Source organism: Xanthomonas fragariae (genome assembly GCF_017603965.1).
Classification (GTDB): Bacteria; Pseudomonadota; Gammaproteobacteria; order Xanthomonadales; family Xanthomonadaceae; genus Xanthomonas; species Xanthomonas fragariae_A.
Genome location: NZ_CP071955.1, coordinates 1,078,264 through 1,098,664, shown reverse-complemented (window position 1 = coordinate 1,098,664; position 20,401 = coordinate 1,078,264). Strand labels below are relative to the sequence as shown.

Genomic DNA, 20,401 nt, shown 5'->3' with positions numbered 1-20,401 from the left:
ACCGGCAGGGTATCGCGGGCCGGGCTTTCTGGTGTTCGACAATTTCCGCAACATGCTCCGCTACAACGCTTCCACCGCTTATGCGCTGGCGGTGGGCTTGCTGGCGGATGGCTATGCGGACCGAGCCGGGATCGCCCAGCCATGGCCAAAAGACGATCCGCCCCTCAACACCGTGGCCGATATCACCGAGCTGCAGAAATTGCTGACCGATAAAGGGTTCGATGTTGGCGGCGCCGATGGCGCGCTTGGGCCGCAAACGCGTCATGGCATCGGTGCTTTCCAGCGAAGCCAGCAGTTGCCGCAGGGCGACTACGCCAGCACCTCGTTGCTGGAAAGGCTGCGCAAGAGCTGATCGGGTCACCACGTAAGCAGGTAGCGTTTGACCGCCGATCCGGCCGATATTTGCGGCCCCTAATACAATGAGGAGCCGCGCACGGAGTTGCCAAGCGTTGCACGCTGGCGCGGCATCCTTAAAACCGCACCAAGACCTGGCCGGCAAACCCCGTGTGCGACCGCACCTGCACGACGAACGATCAAACAGCGCCCTCAATCAACTCCATCCACGCCGCTTCCGCCGCCGCCAACTGCTGCACGGTCGTCTCACGGTCGCGGCCGAGCACGGCCATCTTGTCGCTGTCGGGATAGTTGGTCGGGTTGGCGAGTTGGCGATCCAGTTCCGCCAGCGCGGCTTCCAGCTGGCCCACGCGCTTTTCGGCGCTGGCCAGCTTGTGCGGGTTGACGGCTTTTTTCGGCGGTAGCGGTTTGGTCGGCGGTGGCGGGGACGGGGCGAATTCGGCCATTTTCTGCTTGGTGCCTTGCGCGGCCGGGCGGCTGCGCAGCCAGGCCGCGTATTGGTCCAGATCGCCGGCAAACGGCTCAACCACCCCATCGGCCACACGCCAGAAACTATCGCAAACCAGGCCGATCAGGTGGCGGTCGTGCGAGACCATCACGATCGCGCCTTCGAAATCGCTGAGCGCTTCGGCCAGCGCTTCGCGCATTTCCAGATCCAAGTGGTTGGTCGGTTCGTCGAGCAGCAGTACGTTCGGCTGCTGCCAGGCGATCAGCGCCAGCGCCAAACGTGCGCGCTCGCCACCGGAGAAGCCATCCACTGCTTCGAATGCGCGGTCGCCGGCAAAGTTCCACTTACCCAGAAAGTCGCGGAACGCCTGATTGGAACCATCCGGCGACAGGTCGCGGAAGTGGTCCATCGGCGATTGACCTTCGTGCAACGACTCCACCGTGTGCTGGGCAAAGTAGCCAATGCGCAGATCCGGATGCGCACTACGCTCGCCCGCCAACGGCGCCAACTCTCCGACCAAGGTCTTGACCAGCGTGGTCTTACCCGCGCCGTTCGGACCCAGCAGACCAATGCGATCGCCAGCCTCCAATCCAAATCCGACATCGTGCAGCACAGTGACGGAATTGGAGATGTGGGGTTCGGCATTGGCAGGCTTTTGCCAATCCCAAATCCCCACTCCCGACTCCCGCGGCGAAGCCGCATACCCGCACGCCGCATGATTCAAACGAATCAGCGAAAACGGCAGCCGGTTGGGCTGAGCGAAATGGATACGAAATTCGCGCTCGGCACGCACTACCTCGGTGCCGGCCATCTTGGCCAGGCGCTTCATGCGGCTCTGCGCTTGAGTGGCCTTGCTGGCCTGCGCCTTGAAGCGGTCGATGAAGCTCTGCAGATGCGCGCGCTCGGCCTGTTCCTTGTCGTGGGCGATCTGCTGCTGGCGCAGGTGCTCGATGCGCTGACGCTCGAAGTCGGTATAGCCGCCGACATACAGCTTGGCGGTGCCGCCATGCAGATGCAGCGTGTGCGTGGCGACGTTGTCGAGGAACTCGCGGTCATGGCTGATTAGCAGCAAGGTGCCCGGATATTTGAGCAGCCACTGTTCCAGCCACAGCACCGCGTCCATGTCCAAGTGGTTGGTCGGTTCGTCCAGCAATAGCAGGTCGCTGGGCATCATCAGCGCGCGCGCCAGATTCAGACGCACGCGCCAGCCGCCGGAGAACGAGGACACCGCGCGGTGATGGGTGTCGGCCGGGAAGCCCAGGCCGTGCAGCAACTTGCCGGCGCGCGCTTCGGCGTCGTAGGCGCCGAGTTCGGCCATCTTCTGGTGCGCGTTGGCGACCGCTTCCCAGTCCTCGCGCGCGGTGGCCGCGGCCTCTTCCTGCAGGATCGCGGACACGTCGATATCGCCGCCAAGCACGAACGACAACGCCGGGTCTGGTAGCGACGGAGTCTCCTGCGAAACGCTGGCGGTGCGGACCTTGCCGGGCAGGTCGACATCGCCCTTGTCCGCTTCCAGTTCGCCCTTTACCGCGGCGAACAGGCTCGACTTACCGGTACCATTACGGCCCACCACACCGACGCGGTAGCCGGCATGCATGGTCAAGTCGACGTTGGACAACAGCAGACGCTCGCCGCGTCGCATGGAGAAATTGCGCAGGGAAATCATTGATGAACAGTCCGATAGAACGAAAAGGAATCCGCAGATGAGCAGCATTCCTGCGACGACATTCTAGCGTTAGCGAATAATTATCGCTTTCGGATCGCTTTCGGACTGACTACCCTCCTCTGCCTTAACGCGACCGTAGCCTGCCTAGCCTCGCTGGTCCTGCATGAACCCTTATTCGGAACTGTCATGAATTACCCGTTGTCCACGCTCACGATCGCCGTCGTTGCAGCGCTGCTCGCGTCCCCCGCCCTCGCCCAGACCGGCGCACCGGCCACGGCTGCCGCCAATACGCTGGATACGATCATCGTCACCGGCACCCGCGTGTCAGACCGCAGCGTGGCGCAATCGCAGTCGCCGATCGACATCATCAGCGCCGAATCGCTGCAGGCCACCGGCACCCCGGAGTTGGCAACCGCCCTGGCACGTGCACTGCCCTCGCTGAACTTCCCGCGCCCGGCGTTGAGCGACGGCACCAGCGCGATCCGCCCCGCGCAGCTGCGTGGGCTGTCGCCGGATCAGGTGCTGGTGCTGGTCAACGGCAAGCGCCGCCACACCTCCTCGCTGCTCAACCTCAACGGCACCATCGGCCGTGGCGCGGTGGCGGTGGACTTGAACACCATTCCGGTCGCCGCGATTGCCCGCGTGGAAGTGCTGCGTGACGGCGCATCGGCGCAATACGGCTCCGATGCCATCGCCGGCGTGATCAACATCGTACTCAAGGGTGCAAAAGAAGACGGCAGCCTGCAGGCTGGCTTCGGCCAGTATTCGGCAGGCGATGGCAGCAATTACGAGCTGTCCGGCGACACCGGCGTGGCCTACGGCGGCGATCGCGGCTGGCTGCATGTGGCCGCCCAGCTCAACCAGCAGGACCCGACCGACCGTGCGCGTGCCTACGCTGGCGCATCCAGCGCCTCGCAGCCGGCAGTGGGCCAGAAGGCGTTCAAGATCGGCGACCCGGACGTCAATGCGCAGGCGGTCTCGGCCAACACCGAATTCGCCTTCAGCGACAGCATCACCGGCTACGCGTTCGCCACCGTCAGCAACCGCGACATCACCTCGTTCGCTTTCTTCCGCGCGCCTGGCAACATCAGCCAGAACATCCTTTCGATCTATCCGCAGGGCTTTCTGCCGCAAATCCAGACCTACGCCAAGGACCGCTCGCTGGTGGCCGGCGTGCGCGGTTCCACCGCCAGCGGTTGGGACTGGGATGCCAGCTACAACTACGGCTACAACAAGATCGATTTCTCCACCCGCAATACGCTCAATGTGAGCCTGGGGCCGGCCTCGCCAACGGCCTTCTACGACGGTGCATTGGAAACCACGCAGAACATCGTCAACATCGATATCAAGCGTGGCTTCGACTGGGGTCTGGCGTATCCGGCGACAGTGGCCTTCGGTGCCGAATACCGCAACGAAAAGTGGAACCAGTCGCCAGGCGAAGTGGGCTCGTACTTCCAGAGCGGCACGCTGGCAGGTGGTGCGCAGGGCTTCGGCGGTTTCGCACCTAGCGTGTCCGGGCAGTATTGGCGTGACAGCTACGCACTGTACGCGAATCTGGAAGTCGATTTCACCGACAAGTTCTCTGCCGGCCTGGCAGGGCGTTACGAAGACTTCAACGATTTCGGCAGCCTGGCCTCGGGCAAATTGTCGGGGCGCTACGCGTTCACCGACAAGATCGCGCTGCGCGGCACGGTGTCGTCGGGCTTCCGGGCGCCATCGCTGGCGCAGCAGTATTTCCAGTCCACCAGCACCACCTTCCTGGCCGGCAATCCGAACCCGTTCGAAATCCGCACCTTCCCCGCCGACAGCACCGTTGCGCGCGCGCTGGGGTCCGAGCCGCTGGATGCGGAAACCTCATTGTCCTACAGCCTGGGCCTGGTATTGCAGCCGAGCGACGCGCTGTATCTCACCGTGGATGCTTACCAGATTGATGTGGACGACCGCATCGTGCTGTCGTCCAACCTCACCGGCACCGGCGTGCGTAGTCTGCTGCAATCGCAGGGCATCTTCGGCATCAACGGCGGGCGCTACTTCACCAATGCGGTAGATACCCGCACGCGTGGTGTGGACGTAGTGGGCAGCTACCGCTGGCAGCTCGCCGCCAGCAGCGTGGACCTGACCGCAGGTTACAACTACTCGGAAACCGAAGTACGCCGCGTCGCCGATAACCCGGCTGCCCTATCGTCCAACGGATTGAGACTGGAACGCATCGATCGCACCGAGCGTGGCCGTATCGAAGAAGGCTTTCCGCGCGACAAGTTCCTGATAAATGGCAGCTGGAACCTGGAGCACTGGACGCTGGCGCTGGGTGCAACGCGCTATGGCAAGTACAGCACTCGCCCGGCCGAGGCCATCAACGACCAGACCTTCGGCGCCAAGTGGGTGATGGATGCGTCGGCCAGCTACAAGGTCGATCGCTGGACGCTGACGCTGGGCGCGGACAACCTGCTCGACGAGTACCCGGATGAGAACAACGTCGCCAACTCCACCAGCGGGCAGTTCCCGTATAGCAACCTGTCGCCGTTCGGCTTCAACGGTGCTTATGTGTACGGCCGCATCAACTACCGCTGGTAAGCGCTGCAATCAACAGCGCCAAGCCGTGCGAGGTTTGTTGATCTGGCTCACCGCACGATGAGATGTCGATGTTTGACCGCACGCCCCGGCCAGTCCGGGGCGTGTGCGTTTTGGCTGAGCGTGTCCATGCAGCCATCGGGCAGCATGCATCGATGCAATGTGAAGAGCTACCGGCTTTAGGGTGCCGTCACCAGTACTCCCTTCACCGCCGGAGCACGCACCATGGAAGCAGCGCAGCTGTCCCGCGGACGCTTGATCGGTCACCCGCATCTGGCTCTTACAGGACCTGCCGGCCAGCCAACGTTTCTACCAGGGCGCACTCAAGGTCCTCGGCATCCCGATCGGTGACAAGGGCGAGGGTTTCTTACGGGCCGATGAGCTATTGATCTTCGACCGCGACACCGTTGCGCAAAGCGAACTGACCAGCCGTCATCACTTGAGAGCGTGTTCTGCACGTTGAGGGACGTGCATTTTCATCACGCTGCACTTGTCCATGGTGGTCGCGACAACAGCGCGCCCGATTGGGTGGCCGTATCACCGGGACTACCTACACCGCGCTTACACCGCGTTGGCGATCGATTCGCATGGCAACACGATCGAAGCCGTATTCCATCGTGCTGCGCAACGCAGTGCCGATGCGGTGCAGATCACAGTTTGATGCAGAAGTTTCATAACTGGTATCGATGTCCATGATGGTGCAAGCCAGACCCCGCAATAGCAGGCTGGGCGCATGCAATGCATCACTTTGGTGCATTATGACAACGATGTCATCGACACGCTACGTATGCCAGCCGCTTGCGCAGCGTAACCAAAATTTGACATGTGGTTACGCGTGGTTAATGGTTGAGAGCGCACCGCAGCTGCCGCCGGACGCGGCCCGGGAGGGTCCCTGCGATGCATCCGTTCCCCACTCGGAGTTGTCACCGCATGAATTGCAAGACCAGTCCACTCGCAGTCGCCGTTGTTCTTGGTTTGTCGTTTTCCGCTTCAACCACATCCGCGCAATCACAAGCTCCTACCCAGAAAACCCTCGACACGTTGATTGTGACCGGCACGCGCGTGGCCGATCGCACCGTGGCCGAATCTGCATCGCCGATCGACATCATTTCGCCACAAGCACTGGCATCGACTGGCACCACCGAGTTGGCTACCGCGCTGTCACGCGCGATCCCCTCGTTGAATTTCCCTCGCCCGGCAATCTCGGACGGTTCGGACGCGGTGCGCCCGGCGCAGCTGCGCGGCCTGTCTCCCGACCAGGTGCTGGTGCTGGTCAACGGCAAGCGCTATCACAGCACTGCGCTGATCAATCTCAACGATACCCAGGGCCGCGGCTCGTCGCCGGCTGATCTCAACACCATTCCGATCGCCGCAGTGGAGCGCATCGAAGTGCTGCGCGACGGTGCCTCGGCGCAATACGGCTCGGACGCTATCGCCGGCGTGATCAACATCGTGCTCAAGGGCAGCGGTGAAGGCGGCAGCGTCAATGGCCGCTACGGCAAGTACAGCGCTGGCGACGGCGAGCAGTATCAGCTGTCCGGCGATGCCGGCTTCAGCTTCGCCGGAACCGGCAAGGTGCATCTGGCCGCGCAGGCCGGGCACTCGGATCAGACCAACCGCGCACTGCCGTTCCAGGGCCGCGTGGAGCAGCGTTACGGTGACCCCGAGATCGACCAGGGTGCGATGTCGTTCAATGGCCAATACAGCCCCACCGATTATCTGACCTTCTACTCGTTCGGCATGGTCAGCCGTCGCGAAGTGCTGTCCAACGGCTATTTCCGCTTCGCCGGCGACAACCGCAATCGCCCGGAAATCTATCCGAACGGCTTCCTGCCGCAAATCTACAACGTCAGCAAGGACGTCTCGTGGGTGGGCGGGTTGAAGACCTCCACCGAAGGCGGCTTGAACATCGATCTGAGCTACAACTACGGCCAGAACAATCTCACCTTCGATGTGCGTAACAGCTTGAACAACAGCCTGGGCGTGACCAGCCCCACCGATTTCCACGCCGGCACGCTGGAAGTCACCCAGAACGTGCTCAATGCCGACTTCACCAAGACGCTCGATTGGGGCCTGGCCTATCCGGTCACGCTGGCTTTCGGTGCGGAATGGCGCGGCGAGAAGTTCAATCAGTCGCCCGGCGATGCAGCCTCCTCGGCCAATGGCGGCATTGCGTCTGAGAACGGTGCATTGCTTCCCGGCGCACAGGTGTTCCCGGGCTTCAAGTTGTCCGATGCCGGTTACTACAACCGCAACAGCCACTCGGCATATGTGGATCTGGAAGCGGATCTGACCGACAAATTATCGGCAGGCCTGGCCGGGCGTTACGAGAAGTACAGCGACTTCGGCGATACCGCCACCGGCAAGCTGTCGCTGCGCTACGCGTTCAACGACAAGGTCGCGTTGCGTGCAACGGCCTCCACCGGTTTCCGCGCGCCCTCGTTGCAGCAGCAGAACTTCCAGTCGATCGCCACCCAGTTCCTCAACGTGGCACAGCCCAATGGCACGGTTACCGCGACCCCGTTCGAGATCGGCACTTTCCGTACCGACAACCCGGCCGCGATCGCACTCGGCGCCGAGCCCTTGAAGGCCGAAGAATCCAAGAACTACGGCTTGGGCGTAGTGCTGCAGCCGGTCGAAAACCTCTACATCACCGTCGATGCGTATCGCATCGATATCGATGACCGCATCGTGCTGTCGGAGAACCTCACCTCCACGGCAGCGCGCAACTATCTGCAGGCCAATGGCTTCCCAGGCATCGGTGGCGGGCGTTACTTCACCAATGCGGTGGACACCAAGACCCAGGGCTTGGATGCGGTCGGTACGTATCGCTGGAATCTGGACAGCGGCAGCGTGGAGCTGACCTCCGGTTACAACTACAACAAAACCGAAGTGAAACGGATTGCCGACAACCCGGCAGCGCTGGAAGCGATCGATCCGGGTGCGGTGCGCATCGGCCGTGCCGAACTCGGTCGCATCACCGAAGGCACGCCGCGCGACAAGTTCTTCCTGGGCGGCACCTGGTCGCCTGGCAACTGGTCGTTTACCGGCACCGCCACGCGTTGGGGCGAGTTCAGCACCTTCGGCACCAATGCTGGCAGCGACCAGACCTACGCGGCCAAGTGGACGCTGGATCTGGCGGCGTCCTACAAGTTGAACAATTGGAACTTCACCATCGGTGGCGACAACGTGCTCAACGAATATCCGGACCGCCAAGAAGCCGGGCTGGGCACACGCACCTATCTGCCGTACAGCAGCGCCTCACCGTTTGGTTTCAACGGTGCGCTCGTGTACGCCAACGTGAGTTACAAGTGGTAAACCGCCGCGCGCTGGTCGGCAGCGGCCAGCGTTTGCATCGCACTGCAACGCCATGCCGAGGCGTTGCAAGCAATACAGGCAACACGGCAATGCTTCTGCTCTCTCGCCGATGAGAGAGCAGGAGATCCAACAACGCGTCTTTCAGCAAGGATGCGCACCGCGAGACACCGCGTGCAGATCAGATGTCCTGCCTGCACGTGCCGCACCGCACTGCGGCAACACCCGGAGCGCAGGCACCATCGATCACCCGTACGCAATCGCAATCCCCCGGCATTACGCGCGCTTCATCGCTGCGTCCACCATCCACTTTCGAGCCTTGATTCCCATGCACACCTCCAACGCACTCTCGCTTGCGATTTCGGTCGCACTCACCGTCTGTTCGTTCGCTGCGAGTGCGCAGTCGCAGCCGACCCAGCCGCAGAAAACCCTGGACACTTTGATCGTCACCGGCACGCGAGTGAGCGATCGTACGGTGGCCGAATCCGAATCGCCGATCGACATCATCACCGAGCAATCGCTGCAGGCTACCGGTGCGACCGACATCGCCACCGCACTCGGCAAATTGTTGCCGTCGCTGAATTTCCCACGCCCGGCGATTTCCGACGGTAACGACGCCTCGCGCCCGGCAACATTACGCGGCCTGTCGCCGGATGCGGTGCTGGTGCTTGTCGACGGCAAGCGCTATCACACCTCGTCGCTGATCAATTACAACCCGTATGTCGGCCGCGGTTCTGCGCCTGCAGATTTGAACTCGTTGCCGATGTCTGCAATCGCACGCATCGAAGTACTGCGTGACGGCGCTTCGGCGCAATACGGCTCCGATGCCATTGCAGGCGTGGTCAACATCGTGCTCAAGCATGGCGCCGATGTCGGCAGCAACAGCATTTCGGTCAACGGCGGCATCATGGACAAGGGCGATGGCGAGCAGAACGGCATCGACGGCTCGGTCGGCCAGGCATTCGGCGGCACTGGCGGCGACAAGGCACCAGGCTGGGTGCGGCTGTCCTGGAACTACCAAAACACCATGAGCACCAACCGTGGCGAGAACACCAACCGCGCCACCACGGTTCCGGGCACAGACAATCCCGGCGGTGTTCCGTATCAGCGCCATGGCGACCCGGCGTCCAACTTCTATCAAGGCCTGACCGCCTTCGGTTACGCGTTTTCGCCGACTCTGGAGTTGTATGGCCACCTCAGCATGAGCCGTCGCGAAGTCACCTCCAACGGTTACTACCGCGCTGCCGACAACACCAACCGCAACGTGCAGGCGATTTATCCGAATGGGTTCCTGCCGCAGATCTACAACCCCACCAACGACCGCTCGGCCGTTTTGGGCCTGAAAGGCAGCACCGCAAGCGAATGGAATTGGGATCTGTCGGCCACTTACGGCAAGAACGACATGACCTTCAACATCCTCAACACAATCAACACCAATCTGTATTGGACCACCGGCAGTTCGCCGACCAACTTCAATTCCGGTGGCTTCGAAACCGAGCAGGGCACGATTAACCTGGACGTCAACAAATCCTTCGATTGGGGCTTGGCGTATCCGATCAATGTCGCCTTCGGCGCCGAGCATCGACAGGACCGCTACCAGATCACCGCCGGCTCGCCGGACTCGTACTTTTTCGACCCGAACACCATCAATCCCGACACCAGCGAGCCCTACCCGGGCGGTGCACAGGTGTTCTCGGGCCTAGAGCCGTCGGTCGCCGGCAAGTTCGGGCGCCACAGCAACGCGGTCTACGCCAACCTGGAAGCGGACATCACCGACAAGCTGTCCGGCGGCATCGCCGGGCGCTATGAAAACTACAGCGATGCCGGCTCAACGCGCTCGGGCAAGGTGTCGGCGCGCTACGCGTTCCGCGATACGTTCTCGCTGCGCGGCACCATTTCCAACGGCTTCCGCGCGCCGTCGCTGGCACAGCAGAACTATGCGTCGGTGGTGACCCTGACCGGGAACGGCGGGCTGGTGCAGGTCGGCACCTATCGCACCTCCGACCCGGTAGCGGTTGCCCTGGGCGCCGGTCCGCTGAGCCCGGAAAAATCCACCAATTACGGTCTCGGCGGTGTATGGCAGCCGACGTCCAACGTCACTTCCAGCCTGGACGTTTATCAGATCCGCATCTGGGATCAGATCCTGTATTCGGACCAGCTGCAGCTGGCGCAGCCGATCGGCCAGGTCGCTGCGGTGCAGTTCTTCGTCAATGGCGCTACCAGCCGCACCCGCGGCGTGGACTGGATCAACAGCTACCTCGCCGATCTGGGCGAGTACGGCAAGCTCAACCTGAGCGCGAGCGCCAACTACAACAAGACCGCTATCTTGGAGTTGTCCAACCCGAACTTCGGACGCGCCAGCCAGGGTCTGCTTACCGATGCCACGCCACGGACCAAGTACATGGCGTCGTCAGATTGGACGCTGGGCGGGTTTGAGCTCAACTTCAACGCCACTCGCTACGGCTCGATCAAGCGCATCAGCGACCCGGCCGATGGCAGCCAGGATCAGACCTACGACGCGCGTTGGCTGCTGAATCTGGCAGCCAGCCAGACCTGGAACGCATTCACCGTCACCGTCGGTGTCGACAACATCACCAATCAGTATCCGACCAAGGTGCAGCTGACCACCGCCTACGACGACCGCGCTGGCGGTCTGCAATATTCGTCGCTATCGCCGTTCGGCTTTAACGGACGTTACTGGTACGGCCGGGTCACCTACCGGTTCTGATCAGTAAAGAGCCGATCGGAGCCTCCGATCGGCTCTTTCGCAACGACAGACACCGCCGATCGCTCGGCGGTGTCTGTCGTTGCGCGCCTCGCCTTGTCGTCAAATTCGATTTGATGCCATATGCATCCGCATCACATGCGGAGAGGGCGAGAATCGACCATGTCGGTCCGGCCAGTGGCGCCACGCGATAGATGATGGCGCACGCGCAACTGCATCGGTGCGATGCTGGACGACTGCGGCCGCGGCCGCAGCGGTCTCGATATCGGTCTCGATGTCGTAAAGGCATCGGCATTACCGTGCGATCCAAACGCGGCCCAACGCCGCCATCTCTCATGCGCACGAGCGGTGCATGTCGCATCGCGTTAATCATGCGCTGTGTGCTATAGACATCCACACTAACTGGACCTGCTGTGCGGTCCTGATCCCGGCGCAGGACGCCAGCCATCACCACGCAATGCCAGCAGGCAAGGCCCGGCGCAGCGCCCTTGGCCGGGTCGGCCTCGACGTTCTTTGGGACAGTCCCACAACGGATAGGAATGCATCACGACACCAGCCTCATCGACATTATCGCCATCGGCCTCGCGGTCGCTTTCGTGCTGGGCACGCTCGCACAGAAAGTGAAACTCTCGCCGCTGGTCGGCTATCTGCTTGCCGGTGTCTGCGTTGGTCCGTTCACGCCCGGCTTCGTGGCCGACCAGACCATGGCCAATCAGTTGTCCGAGCTGGGTGTGATGTTGCTGATGTTCGGTGTGGGCCTGCACTTCTCGCTCGACGATTTGATGGAAGTGAAGTGGATCGCGGTTCCCGGTGCGCTGGCGCAGATCGTGGTGGCCACACTGCTCGGTTGGGCGCTGGCCTGGAGCATGGGCTGGCCGTTGATGCATGGCCTGGTGTTCGGTCTGGCGCTGTCGGTGGCAAGTACCGTGGTCTTGCTGCGGGCATTGGAAGAACGCCGCTTGCTGGAAACTCAGCGTGGCCGCATCGCAGTGGGCTGGTTGATCGTCGAAGACCTGGCGATGGTGATCGCGCTGGTGATGTTGCCGGCGTTGGCCGAGGTGCTGGGCATCGGCGCACCGGCGGCCACGCACACTGGCGGGTCCACCTCGCTGCTGGCCGCGCTCGGCTTGACCGTGCTGAAGATGGTCGCATTCGTGGCGGTGATGTTGGTGATCGGGCGCCGGGTGATTCCGTGGTCGCTGGAAAAGGTCGCCGCCACCGGCTCGCGCGAACTGTTCACCCTGGCCGTGCTCGGCATCGCGCTGGGCGTGGCGTTCGTATCGGCGAAGCTGTTCGGCGTGTCGTTCGCGCTGGGTGCGTTCTTCGCCGGCATGTTGCTCAAGGAATCCGAACTCAGCCACAAGGCCGCCAGCGATTCGCTGCCGTTGCGCGATGCGTTCGCGGTGCTGTTCTTCGTGTCTGTGGGCATGTTGTTCGACCCAATGATCCTGGTCGAACATCCATGGCAGGTGCTGGCCACGTTCCTGACCGTCACCCTCGGCAAGTCGCTGGCTGCGTTCGTGATCGTGCGCGCGTTCGGCCACCCCACCGGCACGGCGCTGACCATTTCCACCAGCCTGGCGCAGATCGGCGAGTTCTCCTTCATTCTTGCCGGGCTGGGTGTGCAGTTGGCGATCCTGCCCGAAACCGGGCGCGATCTGATCCTGGCCGGCGCGCTGTTGTCGATCATCGCCAACCCGTTCCTGTTCTCCTTGCTGGACCGTTGGCAGGCTAAACAGACGCAGGGCGCACCCACGGCAGCGCAGCCGGAGACGCCACCCGGCCCGGCGCTGCCGCTGGACGGCCACGCCATCGTGATCGGCTACGGCCGCGTCGGCAGCGCACTGGCGCAGCTGCTGCGCAGCCGTGGCGTGCCGTTGCTGGTGATCGACGACAACGGCGACCATGTAGCCAAAGCGCATGCCGCCGGTATCCCCGGCATCCGTGGTAGCGCGGCAGCCGATCGCGTGTTGGCCGAAGCGCGCCCAGAGCATGCAAAGATCGCGATTTTGGCCATTCCGCAACCGTTGGAAGCCGGTGAAGCGTTAACCAAGCTGCGCGCGATCAACCCGTCGCTGACGCTGCTGGCGCGCGCCCATAGCGATACCGAGGTCAAGCATCTGCTCGAACACGGCGCCGACGGCGCGGTGCTGGCCGAACGCGAGCTGGCCTATTCGCTGGCCGAGATGGTGATGTCCACCCCGCCGTATCGGGCGTTGAAGGTGCCAGCGTCGTGATGCCTGCCGCGTATTCCAACGGCGTCCAGTCCATCGCCGAGCAAGCTGATGCGCCATGCGCCAGCAATGGAGCCTGCCCCCGCCGCGCGCGCCACGTTTGCCAAGCCAGGATATGCGGCAGGCAATGCCTCTGGCGCTGCCGAAATCAGCGCGGCTTGACCAGCCGATACTTGCCGGCGATCGTCGAAGCCAGCGCTCTTGATCTCGACATTGGCACACAGCCGACCGCCGCATAGTGTCACGTCGGCGGCGTTGTAGGCGCGTAACTGCTCGGCACGCAACTGGTTATCGCCGATCTCCTGGCGATACTGGATCAGCGACCATCCGCCGCCGCCCAGCAACAGCAGCAGACTGCCCAAGATGACCGTCGCACCTTTCCACAACAACAGGAGCTGCCCGCGCTCGATGCGTCGGAGTTGATCGGACAGGGACTGCGCGCCGTCGCCGATCAAGCGACCGGCCTGCTGCCCGCTTCTCGAAACCGGCGACTGGTCGGTCAATGCCCTGCTGGATACTGCCAATCAACGTGTCAGGGACGCGCTGCAGTATCTGTTCCGTCGAACGGGCAACACCCCAGGCAACGACTGCGCTACCTGCTCCAGCTGCTACGGAAGACGCTGCTAACGTTTACACACGATAAGGAAAATCGCTCAGCCACTTGAAAAATACGGATTGAGATAAAGTCGGGTCTGGTTCAACACATTGACTGTGCTCTGTATAGCAACGACGGGATAGTCCGCGTTGCGGACAAGAACGATCTGCCGATCGCAAACCCCATGATGCCATAGCCATTCGGAAACAGGCTATGGGCCATGTTTCCATTTAGGTTAACTGTCATCCTCGTCGAAGGTCGGTAATGACGCTTGCTGCATAGCGGTGTTGCAGTGCGGCACTGCATTTTCCGGATGCAGCGCATTCCAGTCGAATGCAAAGTTGGAAATCGACGCTCCGGATTGGGCCAACCCCGAAAGCCCCATTTCCTCCTCCACAAGTTTCTTGAGATCCCAACTGCTTTCATGCGCCTGCGGCAAACCACCCGCTTGATGCACTGCATCCGAGTCGAATGGAAAAGTGGAACTCGACGCCCCGGGCTGCGCCGACCACGAAGGTGCCATCAACTCATCCGCAAGTGTCTCGAGAGTCCAGCTGCTTTGAGGCGCCTGCGGCAAACCACCCGCTTGATGCACTGCATCCGAGTCGAATGGAAAAGTGGAACTCGACGCCCCGGGCTGCTCCGACCACGAAGGTGCCATCAACTCATCCGCAAGTGTCTCGAGAGTCCAGCTGCTTTGAGGCGCCTGCGGCAAATCAGCCGCTTGATGCACTGCATCCGAGTCGAATGGAAAAGTGGAACTCGACGCCCCGGGCTGCGCCGACCACGAAGGTGCCATCAACTCATCCGCAAGTGTCTCGAGAGTCCAGCTGCTTTGAGGCGCCTGCGGCAAACCACCCGCTTGATGCACTGCATCCGAGTCGAATGGAAAAGTGGAACTCGACGCCCCGGGCTGCTCCGACCACGAAGGTGCCATCAACTCATCCGCAAGTGTCTCGAGAGTCCAGCTGCTTTGAGGCGCCTGCGGCAAATCACCCGCTTGATGCACTGCATCCGAGTCGAATGGAAAAGTGGAACTCGACGCCCCGGGCTGCTCCGACCACGAAGGTGCCATCAACTCATCCGCAAGTGTCTCGAGAGTCCAGCTGCTTTGAGACGCCTGCGGCAAACCACCCGCTTGATGCACTGCATCCGAGTCGAATGGAAAAGTGGAACTCGACGCCCCGGGCTGCTCCGACCACGAAGGTGCCATCAACTCATCCGCAAGTGTCTCGAGAGTCCAGCTGCTTTGAGGCGGCGGCTGCAAACCATCCACTTCATCCATTGCATCCCAGTCGAATTCGGATATGGGACTCGACGCTTCGGGTTGGGCTGGCAACGAAGGCCCCGCCATTTCCTCCTCGGGCGTATCGGGAGTCAAGACGTTTTCAGGCGCCTGCGGCAATCCATCTGGAGGAGTAGGTGAAAGCAGGGAGGAGTAAGAGGATCCCGACGGTTCAGCGCTGCTTCCGAGGGCGGGGGACTGCAGGTCAGGAGGAAATATCTCGCGCAGTTGCTTCAGTCTGCCCACAATGAATTTGCGGTAACTTGCGCTTTTGCTATCCAAGTAGGGAACCAAATCGTCATCCAACGTTCGGTCGTGTAAACGCAATGCCAGTGGTGCCTTATTATTCTCCTGTAGCCAAGCGCTGAAGGAGCGAACAAAGACTGACATATGATAAGCATAGCTTCGCCCGCCAGCATATTTCTTGTCGCGGCCGGACGCCACCAAAGCAGCTTTAAATTGCTCGCTGAGTTGGTGGTCGACTTCGGGGATCTCACGGGTATTAAGCTTCTTTACGATGGCCGTCGTTCCGGTGCGGTCAAAGGTCTGCAGTTGCCGCAGCGCCCTAACCGAACTTTTACTGGTCGACACGCCCGTTTTTGCAAAGGCGCGCGCCTCATCCATCAAGGTTTTGGAGTGCAGCCTGTTCGGTGCGCACAATGGTGCTTTACCCGTGGCATCGAGCCATGCACTGAACGCACGCAACGTGCTTGCATAATCGCTGTAAGCAGAAAGCGCACGATTGATCAGTTGTTCATCACCTTCAGGAGCCTGGTGGCGGCAGAAACCCCGGATCTTTAGCGTTCCGTGGGTGGTAGATTCCACGGCACGCAGATGCTTCAGTGCCGCGTTCAGACGATTGGATTTGCTCCCGTTTAGCAACGTCGAGGCATCGCGTGTCAGCTCGTCTTTGAAGAGCCGCTCTTGCAGCCCACGCTTGTTCTGCCGTCTGAGCCAATCGCTAAAATTCATCAACAAATTGGTGTATTTTTCTACGGTATCGAAGTTTTTCTCCAGCCCCACGGCACCGTCTACAAACCGCGCGATGAGTTTCCTGTCGGCTGGATAGACTCCCTCGGAGCATGACCGCCCGGTCCCATGTCGAATCTTGTCGCTTAGCTTGGCGAACAAGTGCTTATTGCACGAGGTTGATGGACGATCAACTGGTGCCTGACGTTCTGCATGAACTACCGGATCTTCAGAAGCGGGCTGCTGCACTGTTGCCCAGTGGGGCTCAGGCGCATCAGCGCGCCAAGGCAGAGAATGATGAACATCACTGTTGGGGGGCAGGTCGTCGTACTGCAGCGCGAAGGGAAGCGGTATCGATGCGCTGTTCCGAGCCGGAAATATCCCCGATCCCGATCCCGGCGCCGAACGCACAGCAGATGTCTCGGTGCGACGGCGGTTGGTCGGTCGAGCTGCCAGTTCGCTGAGGGCGCCTGAGGGTGCTGAGGACGATGGCATTCCGGACGGAGCAGCGCCTGTGCTCGCCGGCCCGCCATTAGTCTTCGCTGGCACGCTTTGGTAGGTGCTCTGGGAATGCGTCCGCAGATTGCTGCTCTTTGGGTTTGGGCCCCGCATTTTTCGCTCCGCTTCATGATGAAAAAGACGGCTCGTTCCTGGATCTGGTCAAGCTGATGCGGCTCAGCGATATCCGCCGAACACCGCCAGCTCTCGCGCATTGGCGCCATTGGCGACCTTGCTTGCTGTCTGGTCGAAGCGCTGCCGATCCAGCTCTCACGTATCGAGCATCGTGATCGATCGATCGCAAACCTGGTGCGCAAATGGCGAAGGCGTAGCGGGTTTGCCGAACATCGACGTGAATGTCCAAGAGCCTGTTCAAAGACTTTTCGAATTATCGGATCATAGTGGAGATGAGAACGCGCTATCCCAGTGACATCAGCCGCGAGCAGTTCGATCAGATCCGCGCTTTGCTTGAAGGTGCACGCAAGAAGACCGCGCCTCGCATCGCGGACGCGCAGAGCGTTAAGAACACGGACACGGCCACTCATAAGGGTGATGAGGCGGGCAAGAAAATCTCCGGAATCATGTTGGCCGCATAGATGTTGGCCACATAGAGCCTAAGCCGCTCCGACAGTGAAGCAACGCACAGTTCCGGCAAATCCCTCCGACCGACGCTAGCGGGGTCTCCCATCGCGATGCGGCCAGGAGCAGCAAATGCCGCCAGGTCCAAGGACAGTAACTGCAGCATTCAAGTGCCCTGGTTACGCAAGAACAGTTACGTAATACACTTGATAATCATTCCCATCAAGTGCAGGATGATCGCCACTTCGCTTGGGCGGCCCCTTACATGGCGTTTGCGGTTGGCGTTCTCAATGCAGTGCCAAGCGTGCAGGTCTGCGAGCTGTTGGGCCGCATTGGCTATGGCTTTGTGGTGATCGATCTGGAGCATGTGCTGCGTGCGCCGGACGCACTGGAACACGCCATCGGCGCGTGCGAACTCTCCGGCTGCGAGGCCTGGGTGCGTGTACCTGAAGTGGACGAAAAGCTGATCGGCCGCGTACTCGATGCTGGTGCGCGCGGGATCGTGATTCCGCGTAGCGAATCGGCAGCGCAACTCGCTAACGCCATCGCCGCCGCACGCTTCCCGCCGCTGGGCCGGCGTGGCATCACCGGTGGCCGCGTCACCGGCTTCGGCAACGTAGATTTGCCCACTTATATCGCACAGGCAAATCGCGATATCCGCATCGTGCCGATGATCGAAAGCGCAGCCGGCATTGCCGCACTGCCCGAAATGCTTGCGGTGCCCGGCGTGGCGCTGGTGATGGAAGGCGCGTTGGATCTTGCGCTGGACCTGGGCCTTGGCGCGCACCCCACCCATCCGCGGGTGTGGGAACTGCTGCTGCAAGTGCATGCGCAATGCCGTGCCGCCGATGTGCCGTTCTGCCCTAACCCCCGCACCAATGCGCAGCGTGCGCACTGGCTGCAACAGCCGGAGCTGCGCTGGCTGCTCGCCGGGGAAGATCGTGCCTTGATTCAACGCGCACTGCGCAGCCACCTGGCCACGTTTGCCGCGCCCACTTCACTCCCAGCCAGCAGGAGCACGCCGTAGATGTCGACGTTGCGTTTCCACGCCCTGGCCATCGCCATCGCTGCGGCCACTGCGACCATGCCGCTGTCGGCGTTCGCAGTCGATACGCCGGATGCCGATACCACCGATGGCGCCACGCCGATCCGTAGACTGGACGCGATCAAGGTAGAAGGCAATCTGCTCGGTCGCTCCAGACCTGACGATGTGCAGCGTTATGCCGGTAGCCGCCAGGTGATCGATCGCCAACAACTGCGCAACGGCGGCAACCGTTCGCTGGACGATGTCTTGCAGCGCGTGCCGGGCATCAAGATCTTCGATGAGACCGGTACCGGCGCGCTGCCGCAGCTGATGCTGCGTGGTCTCTACGAAAGCCGCAGCGGCCGTGTGCAGGTGCTGGAAAACGGCATTGCGCTCGCACTGGCGCCGTATGGGCAGACCAGTTTGTCGCTGTTTCCGGCAGGTCTGAATCAGATCGATCGCATCGACATCGTGCGCGGCGGCGCGGCCGTGCAGTACGGGCCGAACAACGTGGGCGGGGTGATCAATCTGGTCAGCAAGCAGATCCCCAGCGAATGGAACACCACGCTGGCGCACAAGATCACCGCAAGCGGCCAGGGCCGTTTTCTGCAGGACAGCGCTCTCAGTAGCGGCGGCTATCTCACCAACAACGTCGGCATGCAGGTCGATGCCAATCGCACCGACGGCGCGTATTGGCGCGCGCATAGCGATACCGACATCGGCAATCTACGCGTGCGTGCCGAATGGTGGCTGGACGACACCAAACTGCTGAAGGCTAGCGTGCAGCGCTATCTGGTCGACATGGATCTGGCCGGTGCGCTGAGCCCGGACAATTATCTGCGCGACCTGCGCCAGTCCATGCGCCCGCTGGACAGCTTCAACGGCCGCACCACGCGTGCGTCGCTGGGCTACGAACAGTTGCTGGGCGATTGGGGCCCGATGAAGGATGTGCGCCTGAACTGGACCACTTTCAGCGCGCGTAGCAGCCGCAATTTCATCGTCGGCATGCGTCAGGCAGCCACCGAAACCTGGCGCTCGGATCTGCCGCCGCAACTGCGCCAGACCGCACCGCGCAACTTCCGTGTGTTCGGCAGCGAACCGCAGCTGACCTGGAGCATGGGCGATGCCGGGGGCGTGCGTCAGCAGTGGAGTGCCGGTGCGCGTGCGGTGCGTGAGGACATCGATTTTCTGGTCGGCAATCTGCGCCTGCGCGATGGCCTGTTCACCACCGTGCGCGACTGGCAGTTCGAAGACCGCGCATTGGCGGCGTATGTCAGCAATGCGATCACCCTGCCCGACGAACGCTTCACCATCACCCCGGGCCTGCGCTACGAGCGGCTGGACTCGCGCTATTTCAACCGCGCCACCGGCGTCAGCACGGTCAACCAGACGCGCGATGTATTGCCCGGTCTGACGGTCGGCTTTCAGGCCAACCAACAGTGGTTTTTCTATGCAGATGGGCAGCGTTCGATGCGCGCGCCACAGGTCACCCAGATCATCTTCGGCAATAATCTGGATGCCGAACTGGCCTGGAATTACGAAGCCGGCGCGCGTTATCAGCCCAACGATCGCACCCGCATCCAGCTCGGTGCGTATCTGATCGATTTCAATCGGCAGATCCAGCTGGACAACACCACGCGCGCATTCGGCAATCTCGGCAAGACCCGTCATCAAGGCGGCGAGCTGGAACTGCAGTGGAGCCCGGAGCAGCTACGCGCACTGACCCTCAACGCCGGCTACGCGTATCTGGATGCCAGCCAGGAATCTGGCGCCTTTCGCGGCTTGCGCGTGCCCTACACCTCGCGCAATCAGATCACCCTGAGCGGCAACTACGCGTTCGGTCGCACCACTGTCGCACTGTCGAGCGTCTACTTCAGCAAGGCCTACAGCGATGCGGCCAACACCGTGCAAGAAAACGCCATCGCCTCGGTCGGTGAATTGCCGTCGTACTGGGTGTGGAACACACAGGTGAGCCACCTCTTGTTGGAACGCAACGGACAAAAGTTCAGCGCATCGCTGGCGATCAATAATCTGTTCGATCGGCAGTACTGGTTCCGTGGCGTGGATAACAGCCCGTGGGGACGTCAGGCCGCACCTGCGCGCACGGTCACCGCAGGGCTGGAATACACGTTCTGAGA

General features: G+C 61.7%; 9 protein-coding genes and 3 pseudogenes. 9 read left to right on the top strand and 3 right to left on the bottom strand.

The window, feature by feature from the left end:
- Window position 1: 1 nt before the first annotated feature.
- Window positions 2-352 (top strand): annotated as a pseudogene (locus J5I97_RS05030) (peptidoglycan-binding protein); the annotation flags it as partial.
- A 181-nt stretch (window positions 353-533) separates the two neighbouring features.
- Here the strand turns inward: J5I97_RS05030 and J5I97_RS05025 are convergent.
- Window positions 534-2,468 (bottom strand): ABC-F family ATP-binding cassette domain-containing protein, encoded by a 1,935-nt coding sequence (locus J5I97_RS05025; protein ID WP_208589647.1) that lies wholly within the window; start codon window positions 2,466-2,468, stop codon window positions 534-536.
- Window positions 2,469-2,654: 186 nt separating this feature from the next.
- On the opposite strand from J5I97_RS05025, the gene J5I97_RS05020 reads away from it, so the two are divergent.
- The 5 genes and pseudogenes from J5I97_RS05020 to ybaL all read left to right on the top strand — a co-directional run bounded on the left by J5I97_RS05020 (window position 2,655) and on the right by ybaL (window position 13,316).
- Window positions 2,655-5,042: a TonB-dependent receptor plug domain-containing protein gene (locus J5I97_RS05020; protein WP_208589640.1), complete on the top strand. Its 2,388-nt coding sequence runs from the start codon at window positions 2,655-2,657 to the stop codon at window positions 5,040-5,042.
- A gap of 222 nt (window positions 5,043-5,264) precedes the next feature.
- A pseudogene (locus J5I97_RS19800) lies at window positions 5,265-5,700 on the top strand (VOC family protein).
- Window positions 5,701-5,969: 269 nt separating this feature from the next.
- Window positions 5,970-8,357 (top strand): TonB-dependent receptor plug domain-containing protein, encoded by a 2,388-nt coding sequence (locus tag J5I97_RS05010; RefSeq protein WP_208589638.1) that lies wholly within the window; start codon window positions 5,970-5,972, stop codon window positions 8,355-8,357.
- Between the two features lie 325 nt (window positions 8,358-8,682).
- The gene (locus J5I97_RS05005; protein WP_208589636.1) at window positions 8,683-11,082 is read left to right on the top strand and encodes a TonB-dependent receptor plug domain-containing protein; all 2,400 of its coding nucleotides are present in this window, start codon (window positions 8,683-8,685) and stop codon (window positions 11,080-11,082) included.
- A 536-nt stretch (window positions 11,083-11,618) separates the two neighbouring features.
- Window positions 11,619-13,316, top strand: a complete 1,698-nt coding sequence (gene ybaL, locus J5I97_RS05000) for a YbaL family putative K(+) efflux transporter (RefSeq protein WP_208589635.1) — start codon at window positions 11,619-11,621, stop codon at window positions 13,314-13,316.
- A 145-nt stretch (window positions 13,317-13,461) separates the two neighbouring features.
- Here the strand turns inward: ybaL and J5I97_RS04995 are convergent.
- A pseudogene (locus J5I97_RS04995) lies at window positions 13,462-13,921 on the bottom strand (relaxation protein); the annotation flags it as partial.
- Between the two features lie 222 nt (window positions 13,922-14,143).
- Window positions 14,144-16,573, bottom strand: a complete 2,430-nt coding sequence (locus tag J5I97_RS04990) for a hypothetical protein (protein WP_208589633.1) — start codon at window positions 16,571-16,573, stop codon at window positions 14,144-14,146.
- Between the two features lie 443 nt (window positions 16,574-17,016).
- Here J5I97_RS04990 and J5I97_RS04985 point away from each other — a divergent pair, with 443 nt between their 5' ends.
- From J5I97_RS04985 to J5I97_RS04975, 3 genes are all read left to right on the top strand, one after another.
- On the top strand, window positions 17,017-17,256 hold the full coding sequence (locus J5I97_RS04985; RefSeq protein ID WP_208591868.1) for a hypothetical protein: 240 nt from the start codon (window positions 17,017-17,019) through the stop codon (window positions 17,254-17,256).
- 248 nt (window positions 17,257-17,504) lie between these two features.
- Window positions 17,505-18,266, top strand: a complete 762-nt coding sequence (locus tag J5I97_RS04980) for an HpcH/HpaI aldolase family protein (protein WP_208589631.1) — start codon at window positions 17,505-17,507, stop codon at window positions 18,264-18,266.
- A complete protein-coding gene (locus tag J5I97_RS04975; protein WP_208589629.1) occupies window positions 18,267-20,399 on the top strand; it encodes a TonB-dependent receptor family protein in 2,133 nt (710 codons plus the stop codon).
- Window positions 20,400-20,401: the final 2 nt, after the last annotated feature.